This is a genomic window from Shewanella waksmanii ATCC BAA-643 (assembly GCF_000518805.1).
In the GTDB taxonomy this organism is placed as follows: domain Bacteria; phylum Pseudomonadota; class Gammaproteobacteria; order Enterobacterales; family Shewanellaceae; genus Shewanella; species Shewanella waksmanii.
In genome coordinates this window covers 79,754-97,766 of sequence record NZ_JAEH01000002.1, presented here as the reverse complement: position 1 = coordinate 97,766, position 18,013 = coordinate 79,754, and the positions used below count along the sequence as shown (strand labels likewise).

Annotated in this window: 20 protein-coding genes; 3 read left to right on the top strand and 17 right to left on the bottom strand. The window is 44.8% G+C overall.

Features of this window, described 5'->3' with window-relative positions; genetic code table 11:
* Positions 1-3: 3 nt before the first annotated feature.
* The 15 genes from L865_RS0102005 to L865_RS0101935 all read right to left on the bottom strand — a co-directional run bounded on the left by L865_RS0102005 (position 4) and on the right by L865_RS0101935 (position 14,725).
* Entirely contained in the window at positions 4-822 is an 819-nt protein-coding gene (locus L865_RS0102005; RefSeq protein WP_028771696.1) for a flagellin N-terminal helical domain-containing protein, read from the bottom strand.
* Between the two features lie 220 nt (positions 823-1,042).
* Positions 1,043-1,864: a flagellin N-terminal helical domain-containing protein gene (locus L865_RS0102000; RefSeq protein WP_028771695.1), complete on the bottom strand. Its 822-nt coding sequence runs from the start codon at positions 1,862-1,864 to the stop codon at positions 1,043-1,045.
* An 84-nt stretch (positions 1,865-1,948) separates the two neighbouring features.
* On the bottom strand, positions 1,949-3,139 hold the full coding sequence (flgL, locus tag L865_RS0101995; protein ID WP_028771694.1) for a flagellar hook-associated protein FlgL: 1,191 nt from the start codon (positions 3,137-3,139) through the stop codon (positions 1,949-1,951).
* Positions 3,140-3,150: 11 nt separating this feature from the next.
* A complete protein-coding gene (gene flgK / locus L865_RS0101990; protein WP_028771693.1) occupies positions 3,151-5,067 on the bottom strand; it encodes a flagellar hook-associated protein FlgK in 1,917 nt (638 codons plus the stop codon).
* Positions 5,068-5,119: 52 nt separating this feature from the next.
* Positions 5,120-6,091 (bottom strand): flagellar assembly peptidoglycan hydrolase FlgJ, encoded by a 972-nt coding sequence (gene flgJ / locus L865_RS0101985; RefSeq protein WP_028771692.1) that lies wholly within the window; start codon positions 6,089-6,091, stop codon positions 5,120-5,122.
* 17 nt (positions 6,092-6,108) lie between these two features.
* Complete coding sequence (locus L865_RS0101980; RefSeq protein WP_028771691.1) at positions 6,109-7,200, bottom strand: flagellar basal body P-ring protein FlgI; 1,092 nt, start codon at positions 7,198-7,200, stop codon at positions 6,109-6,111.
* 9 nt (positions 7,201-7,209) lie between these two features.
* Positions 7,210-7,887 carry a flagellar basal body L-ring protein FlgH gene (flgH, locus tag L865_RS0101975; protein ID WP_028771690.1) on the bottom strand — a complete coding sequence of 226 codons (678 nt, stop codon included), beginning with the start codon at positions 7,885-7,887 and terminating at the stop codon, positions 7,210-7,212.
* A 12-nt stretch (positions 7,888-7,899) separates the two neighbouring features.
* Complete coding sequence (gene flgG, locus L865_RS0101970) at positions 7,900-8,688, bottom strand: flagellar basal-body rod protein FlgG (protein WP_028771689.1); 789 nt, start codon at positions 8,686-8,688, stop codon at positions 7,900-7,902.
* A gap of 10 nt (positions 8,689-8,698) precedes the next feature.
* Positions 8,699-9,442, bottom strand: a complete 744-nt coding sequence (gene flgF / locus L865_RS0101965) for a flagellar basal-body rod protein FlgF (protein ID WP_028771688.1) — start codon at positions 9,440-9,442, stop codon at positions 8,699-8,701.
* Positions 9,443-9,638: 196 nt separating this feature from the next.
* Positions 9,639-11,000 carry a flagellar hook protein FlgE gene (gene flgE / locus L865_RS0101960; RefSeq protein ID WP_028771687.1) on the bottom strand — a complete coding sequence of 454 codons (1,362 nt, stop codon included), beginning with the start codon at positions 10,998-11,000 and terminating at the stop codon, positions 9,639-9,641.
* Positions 11,001-11,060: 60 nt separating this feature from the next.
* The gene (flgD, locus tag L865_RS0101955) at positions 11,061-11,867 is read right to left on the bottom strand and encodes a flagellar hook assembly protein FlgD (protein WP_028771686.1); all 807 of its coding nucleotides are present in this window, start codon (positions 11,865-11,867) and stop codon (positions 11,061-11,063) included.
* Between the two features lie 10 nt (positions 11,868-11,877).
* A complete protein-coding gene (gene flgC / locus L865_RS0101950; RefSeq protein ID WP_028771685.1) occupies positions 11,878-12,297 on the bottom strand; it encodes a flagellar basal body rod protein FlgC in 420 nt (139 codons plus the stop codon).
* A 2-nt stretch (positions 12,298-12,299) separates the two neighbouring features.
* Complete coding sequence (gene flgB, locus L865_RS0101945) at positions 12,300-12,698, bottom strand: flagellar basal body rod protein FlgB (RefSeq protein WP_028771684.1); 399 nt, start codon at positions 12,696-12,698, stop codon at positions 12,300-12,302.
* A 144-nt stretch (positions 12,699-12,842) separates the two neighbouring features.
* Positions 12,843-13,676, bottom strand: a complete 834-nt coding sequence (locus L865_RS0101940; RefSeq protein ID WP_028771683.1) for a CheR family methyltransferase — start codon at positions 13,674-13,676, stop codon at positions 12,843-12,845.
* Between the two features lie 128 nt (positions 13,677-13,804).
* Positions 13,805-14,725, bottom strand: coding sequence for a chemotaxis protein CheV (locus L865_RS0101935; protein ID WP_028771682.1), 921 nt, complete (start codon positions 14,723-14,725; stop codon positions 13,805-13,807).
* A gap of 222 nt (positions 14,726-14,947) precedes the next feature.
* Here L865_RS0101935 and flgA point away from each other — a divergent pair, with 222 nt between their 5' ends.
* From flgA to L865_RS0101920, 3 genes are all read left to right on the top strand, one after another.
* On the top strand, positions 14,948-15,655 hold the full coding sequence (flgA, locus tag L865_RS0101930) for a flagellar basal body P-ring formation chaperone FlgA (RefSeq protein ID WP_028771681.1): 708 nt from the start codon (positions 14,948-14,950) through the stop codon (positions 15,653-15,655).
* Positions 15,656-15,771: 116 nt separating this feature from the next.
* Positions 15,772-16,092 (top strand): flagellar biosynthesis anti-sigma factor FlgM, encoded by a 321-nt coding sequence (flgM, locus tag L865_RS0101925; protein ID WP_028771680.1) that lies wholly within the window; start codon positions 15,772-15,774, stop codon positions 16,090-16,092.
* A 6-nt stretch (positions 16,093-16,098) separates the two neighbouring features.
* On the top strand, positions 16,099-16,524 hold the full coding sequence (locus tag L865_RS0101920) for a flagella synthesis protein FlgN (protein ID WP_028771679.1): 426 nt from the start codon (positions 16,099-16,101) through the stop codon (positions 16,522-16,524).
* 130 nt (positions 16,525-16,654) lie between these two features.
* On the opposite strand, the gene L865_RS0101915 is transcribed toward L865_RS0101920, so the two are convergent.
* Positions 16,655-17,101, bottom strand: coding sequence for an LPP20 family lipoprotein (locus L865_RS0101915; RefSeq protein ID WP_028771678.1), 447 nt, complete (start codon positions 17,099-17,101; stop codon positions 16,655-16,657).
* Positions 17,098-17,724: a FlgO family outer membrane protein gene (locus tag L865_RS0101910; RefSeq protein ID WP_028771677.1), complete on the bottom strand. Its 627-nt coding sequence runs from the start codon at positions 17,722-17,724 to the stop codon at positions 17,098-17,100. The genes L865_RS0101915 and L865_RS0101910 overlap by 4 nt, the downstream gene beginning before the upstream one ends.
* Positions 17,725-18,013 lie beyond the last annotated feature (289 nt).

The following is an 18,013-nucleotide window of genomic DNA, read 5'->3' as shown; positions in this document are numbered from 1 at the left end:
ATATTATAGTAAAGATAGCGCCACTTGAGGAAGCTGGTTAGCTTGAGCCAACATTGCAGAACCCGTTTGTTGCAATACTTGGTTCTTGGTCATTGTAGAAGTTTCTTTGGCGAAATCCACGTCCACAATACGACTCTTAGCGTCAGCAACGTTTGCTTGAGTATTAGCACTGTTACTAATGTTATGCGATAAACGGTTTTGAATCGCACCTAACTCTGCACGCTGTGTATCGATGGTTTTAATTGCAGCATCGATTTTTCCTAAAGCTGAACCACGTGCAGCTGAAGTACTGTTATCTAAACCACCAACACTTAATGAACCAGCGTCTGAAGTTCCCACTTTAACGGTAATATCTTCACCATCTTGGTGACCAACTTGGAAGTTTTTACCTGCTGAAAATGAGCCATCTAACAGTTTAGTATCACCAAATGCAGTGTTATTACCAATTTCAGTGATTTCCAGTGCTAGCTGATCCATTTCAGCTTTTAGCGCCGCTAAATCATCAGAGCTGTTTGCACCGTTTTCCGACTGAATAGTCAAGTCACGCATACGTTGCAGCATGTTGGTTTGCTCTTGCATTGCACCTTCAGAGATTTGCGCAATTGAAATCGCATCGTTGGCGTTACGCATACCGACTTCAAGACCGCGAACCTGTGAGTTCAAGCGGTTTGAAATTGCAAGACCTGCGGCATCGTCTTTCGCACTGTTAATACGTAAACCACTTGATAAACGCTCCATAGAAGTCGCAAGATTACTGCTTGAGTGATTTAGGTTCTTCTGAGCTTTTAGAGAAGTAACGTTAGTGTTTACTGTAATAGCCATAATCTGTTCCTCTTAATACCTGACTTAAAACTAATGCCTGTCTGCTTAAGCCAGGCTGAGCTAATTGGTTACAGTAAATTTAACGGCAGAGGATTTTATATCTTTAGCTTTTTTTTAAAAAAAATATCAAATTCAATTAACCAACTGAATTTGATATTATTTTTAAATAGGGTTTGTGCACAACATGAGCGTTGCGCACAAACTTCAGGCTATTTTTCTATTAACCAAGTAACGATAATGCAACTTGCGGCAACTGATTCGCCTGCGCCAACATGGCTGAACCTGTCTGTTGTAGTACCTGGTTTTTAGTCATTGTTGATGTCTCTTTGGCAAAGTCCACATCTACAATTCGGCTCTTCGCGTCGGCAACGTTAGCTTGAGTATTGGCACTGTTACTAATGTTATGTGCTAAACGGTTCTGCACCGCACCTAACTTAGCGCGTTGGGTATCAATGACCTTGATGGCGTCATCAATCTTACCAATTGCCGAGTTACGGCCAGCACTGGTGAGTACCGTCAGCGCGCCTACCGATAAAACTTGCGCATTTAGTGTACCAACCGAAATAGTGACATCTTCACCATCTTGGTGGCCTACTTGGAATAGTTTACCCGCAGAGAAATCACCTGTTAGCAATTTGGTATCACCAAATGCAGTACTGTTACCAATAGCGGTGATCTCAAGTGCTAGCTGATCCATCTCATCTTTCAATGCTTGTAAATCAGCAGTACTGTTGGCACCGTTTTCAGATTGAATCGCCAAATCACGCATGCGCTGTAGCATGTTGGTTTGCTCTTGCATCGCACCTTCAGAAATCTGTGCAATAGAAATCGCATCGTTAGCGTTACGCATACCCACTTCTAAACCACGAACCTGTGAGTTCAAGCGGTTAGAAATAGCCAGACCTGCCGCATCATCTTTAGCACTATTAATACGTAGACCACTTGATAAACGTTCCATTGACGTTGCCAAGTTTTGCGTCGACATGTTTAAGTTCTTTTGCGCCTTCATTGACGTGACATTGGTATTAACATTAATAGCCATTGTGTTTTCCTCTTCTTGGTTGCACTGCCAAGACTTCGAGCTTGGCTAAATTAAACAGTTAAATTGTTAACCGATAAGCATCAGTTAGATATAATCAAACAGGGTCGTTGAACCCACTTTTGTAAACACACTTGATACCGCATTAAGTGCCAGTTGTTGCTTCTCTAGCTCCGTGATTGCGGAGGCGTAATCAAGGTCTTCTAACATTGATAACGCAGAGCTATTGACCAGCTTCTCTTCAACGTGTGTCGAACTGTGGCTTTCAAGACTCTTTAAACTATTTCCTGATACGCCACGGGCAATACTGATCTGATTTATGCCGCTATCTACATCATTCAATATCTGTGCCAGTTCCGCTTTACCTTGAGCCGTGTTTATCTTATTAGGATCTTCTAGCAAGGTTATTGCTTCATTGATGGAGTCAAAAATACTGACCGAATCTTGCGGGCTGATGCTGAAACTATCGCCAGCAGCGGGCATACCATCGAGTTTGACTTCAATACCGTTAAAGCTAACCGGATTAGTGGGATCAAACGCAGGTACTGTTGTCACTAAGGCATTACTGGAATCTCTGACCTCTAAGCTCGTGCCCACCATGTTAAAAGTGTAATCATCTTCTACATAAGTCAGAGGATCGACGATCTCAGCGCTTTCTACATTGAAATCACCTACTTGAGATGCCAAATAGTTGACACGAAAATCACCCAATCCTCCTGGTGCGTTCATAAAAGCCTGATCGCCAGGAACATTAGTGCCAACGACCACTCCAGAGGCGATAATCGCATCACGTACACCACTATCACCGGCATACACCATCTGGCCCGCCGCATCGAACTCAAAGGGTTGCTTACCAGTTTCATAACCGGCAAACATGTAGTTACCCGATTCGTCTTTGGTATTAGCGATGGCAAGTAACTCTTCAAGGGTTCCCTTGAGCTCATCGGCAACCATTTGCCGCTCGGAATCAGAAAGACCACCATTTACTGCCCGTAATACTTGTTCACGCACAGAAGTTGCCAGTGTTTCCGCACTACCAAGCTTGCTTTCAGTCAAACTAAGCCGACCGGTCGCGTAGTCAATGTTCTTCATATACTGATCAACTAGCGCATTTTGCTGGTTAAGGTTGTCGATACCAATTGCCGCGACAGGATCGTCGCCAGCGGTATTCACTCGCTTACCACTAGAGATCTGTTCGATGATCTTGCTTGTTGAGGTTTGTCTATCCAAAATACCGTTAATATTTTGGGTAAACATCTGCGCTGTTGAAATTCTCATACCACTAACTCCTAACGCACCGAACTAAATAAAGTATTGAAGATTTCATTGGCCGTAGTCATGATCCTTGCAGACGCTTGATAGGCTTGTTGAAAACGCATTAGATTGGCGGCTTCTTCATCAAGGTTGACCCCCGACTCACTCTGTACACGGTTGTACGCTTGGGTGTACACCGCTTCAGCGGAGCCCAGTGCAACCTGGGCAGCTTTGGCTTTGCCGCCAATGGATAATTTGGTCTGCTCATATACATCACTGAGCGTCGATGTGCCGTTATTCATTATTTTAGAATCACTTAGGCCAGCCATGGCAACAGCATTGCTGTTGTCACCTGGGGCAAAAGACAAATCAAAAGTAAATCGATCGGTAGCGCCTGCGGTTGACTCAACTTCAAAGGTAAAACCATAGGCACTGATATTCGGTGGCGTATAAGCAGCTGGCGCACCCAATGATGTCCCGTTTGCATCGAATACTTCAAAGGTATTGGTGGTGGTGTTTATCTCGAAGGTCAGCTCAGAACCTGTCACTGGAAAGTTGGCAGCGTTACGATCATCAATGCTAACCATTCTGACATCTGTATTGCCGGAGTTAGCTGCATCAGCGCTAATTGTTGGGCCTGCCGCCGCCAGTTTTTTAGCATCGGTCATCTCAACGGCAATACCTGATGCTGCACCAGAGGTAGGACGGATTTCAAATCGATCGCCAGAAGCCAAGGCACCCGAGTCAATATGCAAAGTGAAACCATCGCCACCTTGAAGTTCGCTACCAACTAACGTCAGTGGTGTAACCGCACCAGAAACATTGTCCTTTAACTCATAGGTCGATGGCGCAGTAAACGACAGCTCATAACTTGAACCTGTTAACGCTCCAACGTCATCTATATTAACTCTCAGCGCCGCGTTGCCAGTGTTATTGCCATAAGCGCCCACTCGGCCGTTAGCCATTGAGGGGTCATTGATGTCAACAAAGATGTTTTCTCCCACTTCACCATAGAGATCAAAGCCATCTTGCTGTGCTTGGTTAAATGCATCAGCAACGCCCAGTGCAAGCTGATTCACTTCAAGCTGGGCGGGTATCAAGGTCTCATCTCTAAATTGGAATAAGGCCCCTAAACTGCCCCCCATTTTAGATGGGTCAACAACGAGGTTTTGAGCGCCTGACGAAGTTTGAATCCGCAGCTCACCGGGATAAGGGTCACCCGTTGTGGTGCTCATTTGCATTGAAATCTGGCCAGATACCAACATCACCGAGCCACCTAGCATGATGCTTTTAGCGCCAGACTCCAGCGGTATCACATTCACTTGACCATATTCACTCAACTCTTTAATGAGCGCATCTTGTTGATCAAGTAACCCCATATCTTGACCCTGCGACTTCATCAACTCTTGGTTGATATGGCCAAGCTCGGTGCTAATTTCGTTAATTCGGTCTGTAATTGCCGCTATCTGGTCATTAGTTTGAGACATTTGACCATCAAGGTGTGATTGCATCTGATTTAGCGCCGATGCTATTTGATCGGCGTTGCCTAATACGCTACCACGGATACCTAAATCATCAGGTAGATCCGCTAAACTATTAAACCCAGCAAACAGATCGCTTAACCCTTGTGGGATAGACTTACCTATTTGCGAGAACAGCTGGTCCATCTCGCTCATCTTAATATCGGTAGCTTGCGCTTGACTCATTGCCGTCTGACCAATACGTAACTCACGAGACGCATACTCGTTATATATACGTTTTACATCGGAGATGTAGGTACCAGCGCCAAAGTAACTATTACCCATTCTTTGGGTATCAAGGCTCGACTGCTGCGCTACCTGACGGTGATAACCTTCGGTATTGGCATTGGTAATGTTATTACTGGTGACAGCCAGCTGCGATTGCGATGCCAGTACGCCAGTTCTAGCAATATTTAGTAGATCCATCGACATCAGCTAACCCTCGTTAATTGTTCAAGTTGGTCACAACGACATCTGATTAACATTACTGACCTCCTCCTAAGCTAACTGACACATCCTTACCTATGGACTGCATCACTCGCATCACTTTTTCGGCATATTTAGGGTCTGTTGCATACCCTGCATCTTGTAACCCTTGAATGAAATCTGACGGGTTCGCGGCTTTTTCTAGTGCTTTTTGATAACGCGGCCCATCAGAAATAAACGAAACAAAATCATCGAAACTCTGCTTGATATCATCATAAACGCGAAAATCAGCCCGTTGCTGCACTGCAATGCCTTGTTCAAATTCGAGCGTATTCACTGCTGCTTTATCACCTTGCCAACGTTTATCCGCTTTAATGTTGAATAAGTTGTTACTTGGCTGGCCATCTTTGGCCTGAATCACCTTTTGTCCCCAACCGGTTTCAAGTGCTGACTGGGCAATGAGAACTTCTGGTGTGGTTCCCAGCTTGGCTGCCGCTGTTTCTGCATGGGGGTATAACTGGCGAATAAAATCTTGTTGGTCGTTAAAGTGTGTCCCGCTACGCGCCACTTCAGAAGGCAAACTCTTGCCGCTAACAATGTCATCCAGTGTTGGCATTGCCGACGATGACTGCTGCATTTGCTGACTGAGATGTGCAGGCTTGCTCTGACTAACAGGTGATGCCATATCACCGCGCAATACCGAAGCAGGGGTGACATCACTAGTGCCTGGAGACAACTGTTGAACCATTAAATCCGCTAAGCCAAGCATGCCCTTATCTGACAGATTGACCGACATTTGTTGGTCATGCATTTGCTCATAAAACTTGGTGTACTGGCTATTCATCGGACTATCAGATTCAAAGACCGCATTGGCATCACGCATGCTTTTCATCAACATCTGTACGAATATGCCTTCAAACTGCTGGGCAACTTCCTTTAGCGCTGCTTGATCGTCCTTCTGGGCTTTGGCGCGCAGTGAATCTAGGCCGCCAATGTCCAGAAAGTGCGATGAGTTTGATAGCTTATCCATTTCAATACCGACAAAATTTAGATGATGATAAGTTCACCATGCAAAGCGCCTGCCATTTTTAGCGCTTCAAGAATAGCAAGCACATCTGACGGTGCCGCTCCCACTAAATTTACTGCTCTGACTAACTCATCTAATGTTGTGCCAGGATTGAACAAGAACATGCGATTATCTTCTTCAGCCACATCAATCGTGGTATCACTGGTTACCACGGTATCACCACCAGCAAACGGATTAGGCTGCGAGACCTGGGTTGCTTCAGCAATGGTCACAGTTAGGCCACCATGGGTTACCGCCGCAGGCAGCAAACGTACGTCTTGACCGACGACAATGGTGCCGGTACGAGAGTTAACAATCACTTTGGCAGACTCAGCAGCAGGCTCAACCTGAATGTTTTCTAGTGTCGCTAAAAACGAAACACGTTGAGATACATCACGAGGAGCACTGACTTGCACAGATGAAGCATCTAATGGTCTAGCCATGCCAGGGCCAAGTAACTCATTGATTGCGTCGGCCAATCTTTTTGCGGTTGAGAAATCAGCTCGGCGTAAATTAAAGGTCAAGTGGTCGCCCGTTGAAAACGGCGTAGCAACGGTTCGCTCAACAATTGCGCCATTAGGTACACGTCCAACCGTTGGGGTATTTTGAATCACCTTCGAGCCATCAAGACCTTCAGCACTAAAGCCACTGACCACCAAACTGCCTTGGGCAATGGCATATACGTTGCCGTCTACCCCTTTTAGGAATGTTTGCAGCAGTGTGCCACCGCGTAAACTCTTAGCTTCACCTAAGCTCGATACCGTTACGTCAAGAGTTTGACCCGGCTTGATAAAAGGCGGCATATCAGCATGTACTGCCACTACCGCGATATTTTTGATTTTAGGGCGAAAGTTATCAGGTAGGTTGATACCAAAGTTCTTCAACATCGTTTTAAAGGTTTGCTCGGTATAACGTGTTTTTTCCCCTGTACCGGGCAAACCCACTACCAAACCATAACCAATCAATTGGTTATTACGCACGCCCTGTACATTGGCAATATCTTTAATACGCTGTGCGTAGCTAAGATTTGCTAACAATAGTAAGACGACGGTAAAAAACAGTTTAATCTTCATGTGAACTCCTTAGAAAGGCCACCAGCTACCCATAAAGAATGAGCTAAGCCAGCCGACTTTCTGCACATCAGCAAATGTGCCGGTACCGCTGTATTGAATGCGCGCATTAGCTACGCGCGGAGAGTCAATCGTGTTGTCTGGACGAATATCTTGCGAGCGCACGACACCGGTTAGACGAACAAATTCGTCACCATTATTGATGCTGATCCATTTTTCGCCACGAATGACTAAGTTACCGTTATTGAGCACTTGCATCACGTTGGCTGAAATACTGCCAGACAAGCTATTACTTTGGTCTGCGTCGGACTCACGCTTGGTATTCATGCTGTCTTTGTAACGCAAATCAATTGGCTGACCGCCAATAGTTATATTGCCACCGCCCGCATATATGGGGTCTAACGTCAGATCCGTTCCCTTCTTGATTTCGTTGTTAGCGCTTTTGCTCGCTTGCGTCTCTTCCATCAAAATTACAGTAATGATGTCACCAACCTTCAGTGCTTTAATGTCTGAATACAGGCTTGAAGCTTGGCTATCTTGATAAACTGAGCCAGTGGCTGCGATTTTAGTTGGCGGTGCTTCCGGGTAAACCGGCGCATAATACGGATCATCTGGAATAGGCTTAGTATTCGATGAACTGCAACCGGCCAAAATAGCAGCGGCGGTTAGACATATCAGTAATTTATTCATCAATGCCTCCGTTTACAGATTTTGGTTAACATAAGAGAGCATCTGGTCAACGGCAGAGATAACCTTAGAGTTCATCTCGTAAATGCGTTGACTTTCAATTAGGTTCACCAGCTCTTCTGTTACATTGACGTTAGAAGTTTCTAGTGCACCTTGACGAATCGCGCCCATGCCATCCAGTGAAGCCGTGCCTTGAATTGGCGTACCGCTCGCACCAGTCTCTAAATATAAATTTTGTCCCATCGGATCTAAGCCGCTTGGATTGATAAAATCCGTCATACTCAGCTCACCCACAACTTGGTTATCTGCAGTGCCAGGAGTTTTCACTGACACCTCGCCTTCCGCCGACACAGTGATACTGATGGCATCATCGGGAATGGTGATCGGTGGCTGTACCACATACCCTGAACCTGGCGTGACTATTTGCCCGGTGTCATCAAGAGTAAACTGGCCATTACGGGTATAAGCGGCTGTACCGTCAGGTAACTGCACTTCAAAAAAACCTGGGCCTTCTACCATTAAATCCAGAGAGTTATCGGTGGTCAGCATGTTGCCTTGGGTAAACATCTTTTGAGTGGCGACCACCTTGGTACCGGCACCAATATTCAAACCGTTCGGCAATTTGGTATTTGAGGCGCTTATGCCGCCAGCTTGATTGACAGTTTGGTACAGTAAATCTTCAAATACAGCGCGGCTTTTCTTATAACCAACAGTGCTGGCATTAGCGACGTTGTTTGATATGACCGAAATATCGGTTTGCTGGGCATCAAGACCAGTCTTACTTATCCATAACGCGGGATGCATACTCTTTCTCCTAGCTAATGCGCATTAATGTTGAAGAAGCCTGATCGGTTTCTTCTGCGGTTTTCATCATCTTGACCTGCATCTCAAATTGGCGTTGCATGTCAATCAGCGAGACCATCTCTTCAACAGCATTGACATTGCTGCCCTCGATAGCGCCGCTCTCTACTGAAACAAAAGGGTTAGCGGGCGCGATTTCACCGGATATCTGCCTAAATAGTCCATCTTCACCACGCATTAAGTTCTCGTTGCCTGGACTCACTAGCTTTATGCGGCCGACCTCTTCAATAACCTCAGCGGTTGAACCTAACGGTCTGACCGAGATTGTGCCATCTTGAGCAATCTCAACTTTCTCAATTGGCAGCGGCAACACTATGGGTCCAGCATCCCCCATGACAGGGTTACCGCGGTTGTTTGACAACAGACCCGTAGAGTCAAAACTTAAGCTACCGGAGCGCGTATAGGCTTCTCCACCATCAGCACCTTGTACTGCTATCCAGCCCTCACCGGCTACTGCAATATCAAGATCACGGCCAGTGGTTTTAATAGGACCACTTGCAAAATTGGCTGAAGGGTTCTCTGTCATCGCAAATACGCGAGTTGGCAAACCTTCACCGAAAGCCTGCATAGTGCGAGCCTGTTCAAGATCAGCTTTAAAGCCATCAGTATTTGCATTGGCAAGGTTGTTAGCTCGCACAGCGAGCGAATTCATATTCTGCTTAGCGCCACTCATGGCGACGTAGAGTAATTTATCCACTTGCAGCTCCGTCAATCTTTCAACTTAAACTTCTATTAACAAGTTAAAAGCAAACTTCGTGCCAATAAATGTTCATAATTTTGGCGCTGGGGAGTTTTTCAAAATCAAGCGGTTAAACCATTGAAGGGGTATCACAAAAAGGAAGGCAATAGCAGGAGGCAAGGTGTTGCCGCCATCGGCAACACCTTAATAAAATCTAGCGGATCTGTAACACGGTTTGTTGGAGGGTATTGTTAACTTCCAAAGTACGGGAGTTTGCTTGGAAGTTGCGCTGCGCTGAAATCAAATCAACTAACTCTGTCGTCAAATCAACATTGGATTGTTCAAGTGCCGATGAGCGAATACTACCAAATGTACCACTGTTAGCTTCACCCGCTAGTGCAGGGCCTGAATCCAAACTCGCTTTCCAAGAAGTATTACCGACTTGAGTTAAGCCTTGCTCATTAGAAAAACGCGCCAGCGCAACACGTGCTAGCGGCACGGTCGAGCCATTACTGTAACTGGCATTAATCAGACCATCAGCGCCCACTTCCACATTGGTCAAACGTCCAACTGTGGTGCCGTCCTGAGTCAATTCAGTGACTTCAAATGGTGATGCATACTGGGTCGGGTTATTGAAGTTAACGGTTAATGTTTGCGTACCATCGGCACCTGGGCCTAATACGTTAGCACCATTAACACCAAGCTCTTCAGTGGTTATCACAGCAGGGTCGCTACCGGTGTAGGCGCCTGTGTCGTTAAAGGTTAATACTGCTCCTTTCCAACCACCCGCATTGGTCGCACTGCCAGTACCATCTGGGGTGCCATCACCATTGGTATCTGTTTGATAAGTACCCGCAGGACCATCTAAATCAACTTGTTGGCCATCAACAGCATAAAATGCCACCCAGTTACTTTCACCGGTATAGGCCGCTTCTGGCGGACGCACAAAATAGGTCGTCATAATGTGCGGCTCGCCAAGTGAATCATACATGGTGACCGAAGTAGAATTGTTATAGGTATCGGGATCGTTGGGATCAAAGTTTGCTGGGTCTAATGTTGCTTCGCCGGCATTTAAGTTCATTTGCAGGCCGACATTTTCTGACATCTGCGGACTACCTGCAGTATCAGGAATCTTAACCGGCTGCGTAGTCGTTAAGCTCACTGATGTAGAGTTACCGTCGGCATCAACCGGGAAGGTTTGTAAAAAGTTACCCGCAGAGTCAACCAAATAGCTATCCGCGTCCACCTTAAAAGCACCAGCTCGTGTGTAACTATGATCTTGTGAGCCTAGTTCTGATGAGGTAACGAAAAAGCCACCACCATTGATGGCCATATCAAGTGCGTTATTAGTAAACTGCAAACTGCCTTGATGAAATTGCTGGGCAACTTGTGTAGTCGTTGCACCGCCACCCACCGCCGTTTTACTATTGGCAAAAATTGAGTTGGCATACACATCTGCAAACTCAGCACGTGACTCTTTAAAGCCAACAGTATTAACGTTGGAAATATTATTAGCCGTAGTATTTAGATCTTTTTGAGCCGCGGCGATCCCACTCAATGCAATGTTAAACGACATAGTTCACCCCTATCATAAAATTCTGTATAAATTAGGCTTAAAGCCAAATCTGCCCAAATGTTAAGTTTCAGACACTGCCAAAACATCACCGAGCTTAATGCCACCGATACCTCTTAAATTTAAGATGGCACCTGTGCTTGCTGTTCCGAGTGACACACTGGTTACGTGTGCATAGGTTGAGACTGGCAAATCTTGATTCTCGCCATCAACTCGTCCTGTCGCTTTAATTGAGTAATTTCCACTAGCAACAGGCTCACCATTCTTGTCTAGGCCATCCCAAGCCACATCAATATTGCCGCCGGCACTACCATCTACGGTATAGGTCTTAACTAGCTGACCTTTCTCATCTTCAATTCGTACCGTAATGCTTTCTATAGGCTCTGGCGTACTGACAATACCTTTTAGGCTTGGGTCCTCAGCTGAGATATGACCAGTATCTGACGGAATCAGTACTTTCTGGCCGACCAAGCCTGACGCCTGCAACGCCTGACTCGATGTCATGACGGTATTAAGGTTTACAATCTCTTCATTAAGATTATTGATACCATCTACCGTAGAGAATGAGGCCATTTGCGCAATCATCTGATCGTTATCAACTGGCTTAAATGGGTCTTGCATCGATAACTGCTGACTGAGTAACGAGAAAAAGTCTTCTTGGGTCAATTCCTGGCTGTTGGCTTCTGGAATTGACGACTCTTCTGGTAGTCGAATGCCATCAAGGAATGGATTACCTGTTAGCTCAGTCTGAGTTTGAGCCGATGCACTGGCTCTACCAATATCACTAGTCGCTTGTGCCGGCGCTATCGTCTTGTCTGCCGTTGATTGACTCGACAGTGGTTGATTAGTTAACGGATTAATGAGGCTCACTGCTTACCTCCTACTGTTTGCCAATACGTAGTGTTTGTTGCAACATCGACTTTGCTGCATCTGCCACTTGCACATTCATCTGATAAGACCGTGACGCTGAAATCATATTCGCCATCTCCTCCATCACATTGACATTGGGCTTATAGATAAAACCATCTGCGTCAGCCATAGGGTGAGAAGGTGAGAATTCTTTTTGCAACGGCATATCACTTTCTACAATGCCTGCGACTTTCACTGAAGTAGTCGCTTGTTGCTGGTGAGTGGCTTTCGCCATCTCTGCTTCAAAAATGGGGTGTCTTGCTCGGTAAGTGCCTTCAACACTGCTAGAAACCGCATCAGCATTAGCAATATTACTTGCCGTTGTATTCAATCGGACCGATTGCGCTGACATGCCTGAGCCGGCCACATTAAAAATATCGAATAAGCTCATAATTAACTTCCTCTCAGGGCTTTTTTAAGGCCGGAAAACTTACTATCGAGAAATCCAAGCGACATTTGGTATTCCAAAGCATTTTGCATAAATTCAGATTTTTCGTGTTGCACATCAACGGTATTGCCATCACCTGTATCTGGCTGATTAGGCACTCGATAAGCAACATGCTGTTGGGTCAATGCTTTTAAATCAAAGTGCTTACTATTGGTTTCGCTCATTGCTAGGCCACTTTGATTTGAACGTGCTGATTGCATTGCCTTATCAAAGTCAATGTCTTGTGCTTTATAGTGAGGTGTATCGGCATTCGCTATGTTTGATGAGATCACCTGAGCACGTTGAGAGCGCACTCCCAATGTGTATTGATGAACCCCCAACGCTTTGTCAAAACTGATCGCCATAAAATTGCCTCCTCAAATAGATGTAATAAATAAAGCAATAGTTGTGCCAATAAAAACAAGAGGAGAGTAACAGAAGTGAGTTAAACGAAAATGCCAACACAATGGTTGGCATTTTTAGGCAATTAAATGGTAGTAAATGTCTGCTTAATTACGCTTTTGGTAATAAATCCCTGGGTTGCACCGCACCATATCAAATTCTTCAGTTAAACCAGCAATAGACTCGGATGCGCCCAAAAATAAAATGCCTTTTGGATTTAAAGCGGCAGCAAATTGCCGCAAGATTTTTGCCTTTGCCTCTGGTGCAAAATAGATCAGCACATTACGGCAAAAAATAATGTCAAACTTGCCTAACAAGGTATAACTCTCAAGCAAGTTATGTGCTCGAAAATTCACCAAACGCTTGACGTTAGGCTTAATGGTCATGGTGCTATTGGCTGTCGCATCAAAAAACTGACGCTTTCTTTCCTCTGACAAACCACGCCCCAAAGCCAAGCTGTCGTATTCGCCGCTTTTACACTTTTCTAGCATAGAAGGTGACAAATCTGTTGCTAATATGGATGCGCTTCCCGGCAGAGTGCCAGGGCGTTTTTGCTGATACTCCAGAATGGTCATCGCTAGTGAATACGGTTCTTGCCCTGATGAGCACGCCGCTGACCATATTTTTAACGGTCGACCAAGACGGCTATATTCAGGCAACAGCGTGTTGCCTAGCAATTCAAACGGATACCGATCGCGGAACCATAAGGTTTCATTGGTCGTCATCGCGTCAATCACTTCTGCACGCAATTGCCGCTCGGTTGGCTTCATTGAATGCTTCACCACCTCAGACAATGACGGCAAATTATATTTGCCCATCAATGGCGCCAACCGGCTACGAACTAAATATTGTTTATTGTCACCCAGCACAATACCGCTGTGTTGCTCCAGAAATAATCTGAATTGATTGTATTCCGCTTCAGCGAGTGATTTATTCGGCACCGTGGCATCCCAATATTAAATTAAAATCAGCTACAACATACACTATAGCAAGTAAATGGCAGCGCAGCTTTATACATTAGCTAACTGTCTGATACAAGATAAAAAGTGCATCTTATATCAATTTGCAGTTATAAACTTAAATGTTTGTTTACTGCTGCGGCAAGTTCATCTGGGTTAAATTTGGCAATGAAGTCATTAGCACCCACTTTTTCAACCATAGCCTGATTAAATACCCCACTTAACGACGTGTGTAGAACCACTTTAATGTCTTTAAGTTTTGGGTTATCGCGAATCTCAGCCGTCAGTGTATACCCATCCATTTCGGGCATTTCAATATCAGAGATAATGAGTGGGATTTCTGTGGCCACATTATCCATTTCAGCTGCAACTGCTGTCAGTTTATCTAACGCTTCACGGCCATCTTTTGCTGTATCAATTTGCAAACTCAAAGACTCAAGTGCTCTGATGATCTGTTTACGCGCCACAGCTGAATCATCAATGACCATAATATGGTAATGCTGCTCTCTATCAATTGTTAACTGCTCATCAACCTCTTTACTGATTTGGGTTTTCACCGGCGAGATCTCATCGAGGATTTTTTCAACATCCAATATCTCGACCAACTCACCTTCAATTTCAGTCACCGCAGTTAAGTAAGAATAACGACCTGCGCCCTGTGGCGGCGGCATGATAGCTTCCCAATTCATATTGATGATCCGCTCTACCGAGCTGACCAAAAAGCCTTGTACGCTGCGGTTATACTCAGAAATAATGATGAAGCATCCTTCCGTGTTTTCTATTGGGCGCCCACCTGTCGCAGCACTCAAATCAATCACCGAAATCGTCTTGCCTCGAATGTGAGCCACACCACGAACAAAAGTATTGAGTTTAGGTAACCCCGTCAGTGGTGGACACTGCAATACTTCTTTAACTTTAAAGACGTTAATACCAAAACGTTGGCGACCGTTTAATTTAAACAGCAGTAACTCTAAGCGGTTCTGACCAACTAATTGAGTACGTTTATTAACCGATTCAAGAATATTCGACATAATGCCTTGCCTTGTTGCCTTCCCGGCGTGGTGAATGCTGACCTAAAAATCTCTCGCGTAACTTGAGTATAGGCATACTAATTGCTTTATCTACTTTATATGACAACCTGACCGATATTTTGTCAAACTTCTGACGCTATTTTTGTTTTATTAATTGCTGTCAGTATCAGGTCACAACGAAAGTATAGGTGTAATCTAGCTGATCAAGCTAGTCTATTCATTATGAAAGTAAATTTAGCGTACTTTTTCATCATTTTACTGTTACCTTGGCACCTGAGTGCTGAGGTAAAACCGCATACCCCTTCTCTATCGACCATTTCCCAATTAGCTATAGGCATAATTGAAGATAATATTGATGTTCCGCCCCATGCCAAGGTATCCATCACACCGCAAAACCTTGATACCCGATTAAGTCCACCACTGTGTATAGGTCCTGTGAATGCTGAACTCGCGACCACTCGCGCCATAAAACGTAATAACACCATTAAGATAAGCTGCGAGACGCCTCAAATGGCGTATCCATGGCAAATATTTATTTCTGTCAGAGTAGACATTCTCTACCCTGTAGTCGTAGCCACCGAAACACTAGGCCCTGGTGATGTGATCTCATCGAGTGCAGTGGGCATTGAATATATCGAGCAAAGTCAGCTTCGTGGTCAACAGTTTGACGATACCGCACTGGTTGTCGGTACCCGAGTGAAGCGGCGTATTAGCATGAACCAGCCACTTTTTACCGATAACTTATGTTTTGTCTGCAAAGGCGATACGGTCTCTATCTATGCCAAAACGGCAAACTTTGAAATTAAAACCGTGGGTGAAGCACTGAGGGATGGAAATTTGGGCGACCGGATTAGAATTCGCAACAGCCATTCCAATAAAAAAGTCAATGCGAGGGTGATTGGTGTAGGCGAAGTTGAGGTACGTATGTAAGTCGTGAAATCTGCTAGCAAAAAAATTATAATAATTGCGCATCTTCAGCTAAAGCTTTAGAAATGCAGGCCGATAGACAGGTATGTTGATCTCATTTATACAAGTTGGAACTCACAATGGCTATTGATATAAAGCATGTAAATACAGGAACTAACAACCGAATTACGACACCAACAGGCGGTAAAAGTGGCGCAACTTCTGCACCTCAAACTGCCAGTAATGGTGGCGCAGCAACTAAAAGCGATTCGGTGTCGATCACCTCGCAAGCGCAGCAGTTGCAAAATGTACAATCTAAATTAAACGATATTCCAGAAGTGGACAGTAAAAAAGTGGAAGAGATTAAAGCTGCCATCGCAGAAGGCCGCTATAAGATTGATGCTGAAAAACTGGCCAGTAATATTGAACAGTTCGAGAACGAACTCAATGAATTAAGCTAGGATACTATGACCCCGATTAACGACTTAATTGATAAACAATTAGCATTATTGGCAAACTTAAAAGCAGTGACCGAGCAAGAAAAACAAGCTCTCATCAACCAAAGTGCAGATGAACTGTTGAACTTAGCAGGTAAAAAGTCAGACTTGCTCAATGAGATCAAAGCCAATGATATGTCGTTATCGGCCCACCCTGACGTCGCCCAGCTCAAAAGCAATCCCGAGCTAGCGAGTAAAGTCGCTACCGCTCAAACTTGTTTAAATGAGTGTCAACAACTTAATAGTGAGAATGCGACGTTAATTGACCACTGTATGGCCAGCGTTAGCCGCTTTACTCAAGCACTACATGCCTCAAGAAACTCATCAAGTTTAACCTACGATGGTAAAGGGCAAACATCGACTATTGCCACCTTGGGTAATGACTTAAAAGCCTAATCCTGTATAACAAATACGAAAAAAGCCATCAATGATGGCTTTTTTCGTGTTTGATGCTTTGTAACCAGTTTTCAGGCAGTCTATGCCGGTTTATCAACGTCTTCCAAAGAACCTCGGTCTTTCAACGAAACTAAAAGTAAGTCACTTCTTTCACTTTTTGAGGTCGGTTATGTTGCTGATACAAGGCCCAAACTTGCTCAAAATCTAATTCAAGCTCAGTAACGTAGTGTTCACCTGCCGGGTAGCTTTTCACCACTCTTGCACCGCGAATCACCCCAGAAACAGACGCCTGGATATCATCGCTCGTTAGCATCCAATCGTTAACTTGACTAGAAGCAGATAATTGCTGACCATACACTTGCTCAGCCAATTCTCTATACGCCGCCATCTTGGATGCTTGCATCGCCATCAGTACTTTCTGGGACTGCTCTGTCGCAGGCTGAGTAGCCAAAGGAGCATAGCCTATGGCAGTAATCTTAGGAAAGCTGGTCGGCGCTTCGGTTTCCCACTGAATGTAGCGATCATTTTGAGCACACCCACCTATCAACAAGGCGCCCAACAATAACAGTATTCTCATTGCTGCTCTCCTATCAGGCTGACTTTGCCTTGACCCATTTCGCTATGACGATACAACATGCCGCCTTCTGAATAGACTTTCTCTGAGGGTTTAGCAACGCTCGTTAATGCTTCAAGCTCATAACTGGCTTGCGAGGCTGACACCACACGATTATTGGTTACATTCACAATGCGGCTGTTGACGATCACTCCTTGGGTAGTTTTCGTCATTGTCGACACCAATACATGCTCAACCGGCAAGTCAGTTGGTAATTGCTGCCAATCGCGGGTCAGCAAAAAATCCCCTTCAGGGGTCACCCGAATGTTCTGTGCCACATTAATATCTACCAAATTAAACTGGTGTGAATGCATTGCCGCAATTAGGCCTTGTTGTAACTGCAGACCTAGCTCATTGGAACCTTGTAAGCTCTCTAACATCACTGGTGTTGCCACTAGTAAAGGTTGCGTTGGCAATAGTGCATCATTTTGCTTAACCAGCTCATTGCTAATCTGCAACGCTAAATGATTGACCGCCGAGGTTGACGGCAAATGGTTGCCGTCAGCGAGTTGCCCCTGCATGTCATCACTTGTACTGGCACACCCACCCAGCACAAGAAAAACTGATAATACCGCTGCTAATCGCATGTTAATACCTTGAAAATTCGATTAAACAAATATAAATGCTAAACAGTTGCGTCCGTTTTTTTATCGGATATTTAGCCCAAAAACTGACAGTTAGTAGGAAAGTGAGCAAAATTTACGCCAATTGATTCAGAATGACTCACTTGCTTTTGTATTATCGGCTTAGAAACGAAGAACTTTAACCTCAAGACATTATCTAAGTATAAATTTTAAAAGCGATGAGCTCGAAAGCAGGCACGATAATTGCTAATTATTTTATGCAAACAATAAACATTGCCAAATTCGCCATAAA

Excerpts from the sequence above, each read along its gene's own strand:
- L865_RS0102005 (WP_028771696.1), bottom strand. The coding sequence starts at position 822 with ATGGCTATTACAGTAAACACTAACGTTACTTCTCTAAAAGCTCAGAAG.
- L865_RS0102000 (WP_028771695.1), bottom strand. The coding sequence starts at position 1,864 with ATGGCTATTAATGTTAATACCAATGTCACGTCAATGAAGGCGCAAAAG.
- flgL (WP_028771694.1), bottom strand. The coding sequence starts at position 3,139 with ATGAGAATTTCAACAGCGCAGATGTTTACCCAAAATATTAACGGTATT.
- flgK (WP_028771693.1), bottom strand. The coding sequence starts at position 5,067 with ATGTCGATGGATCTACTAAATATTGCTAGAACTGGCGTACTGGCATCG.
- flgJ (WP_028771692.1), bottom strand. The coding sequence starts at position 6,091 with ATGGATAAGCTATCAAACTCATCGCACTTTCTGGACATTGGCGGCCTA.
- L865_RS0101980 (WP_028771691.1), bottom strand. The coding sequence starts at position 7,200 with ATGAAGATTAAACTGTTTTTTACCGTCGTCTTACTATTGTTAGCAAAT.
- flgH (WP_028771690.1), bottom strand. The coding sequence starts at position 7,887 with ATGAATAAATTACTGATATGTCTAACCGCCGCTGCTATTTTGGCCGGT.
- flgG (WP_028771689.1), bottom strand. The coding sequence starts at position 8,688 with ATGCATCCCGCGTTATGGATAAGTAAGACTGGTCTTGATGCCCAGCAA.
- flgE (WP_028771687.1), bottom strand. The coding sequence starts at position 11,000 with ATGTCGTTTAACATTGCATTGAGTGGGATCGCCGCGGCTCAAAAAGAT.
- flgC (WP_028771685.1), bottom strand. The coding sequence starts at position 12,297 with ATGAGCTTATTCGATATTTTTAATGTGGCCGGCTCAGGCATGTCAGCG.
- flgB (WP_028771684.1), bottom strand. The coding sequence starts at position 12,698 with ATGGCGATCAGTTTTGACAAAGCGTTGGGGGTTCATCAATACACATTG.
- L865_RS0101935 (WP_028771682.1), bottom strand. The coding sequence starts at position 14,725 with ATGTCGAATATTCTTGAATCGGTTAATAAACGTACTCAATTAGTTGGT.
- flgA (WP_028771681.1), top strand. The coding sequence starts at position 14,948 with ATGAAAGTAAATTTAGCGTACTTTTTCATCATTTTACTGTTACCTTGG.
- flgM (WP_028771680.1), top strand. The coding sequence starts at position 15,772 with ATGGCTATTGATATAAAGCATGTAAATACAGGAACTAACAACCGAATT.
- L865_RS0101920 (WP_028771679.1), top strand. The coding sequence starts at position 16,099 with ATGACCCCGATTAACGACTTAATTGATAAACAATTAGCATTATTGGCA.
- L865_RS0101915 (WP_028771678.1), bottom strand. The coding sequence starts at position 17,101 with ATGAGAATACTGTTATTGTTGGGCGCCTTGTTGATAGGTGGGTGTGCT.
- L865_RS0101910 (WP_028771677.1), bottom strand. The coding sequence starts at position 17,724 with ATGCGATTAGCAGCGGTATTATCAGTTTTTCTTGTGCTGGGTGGGTGT.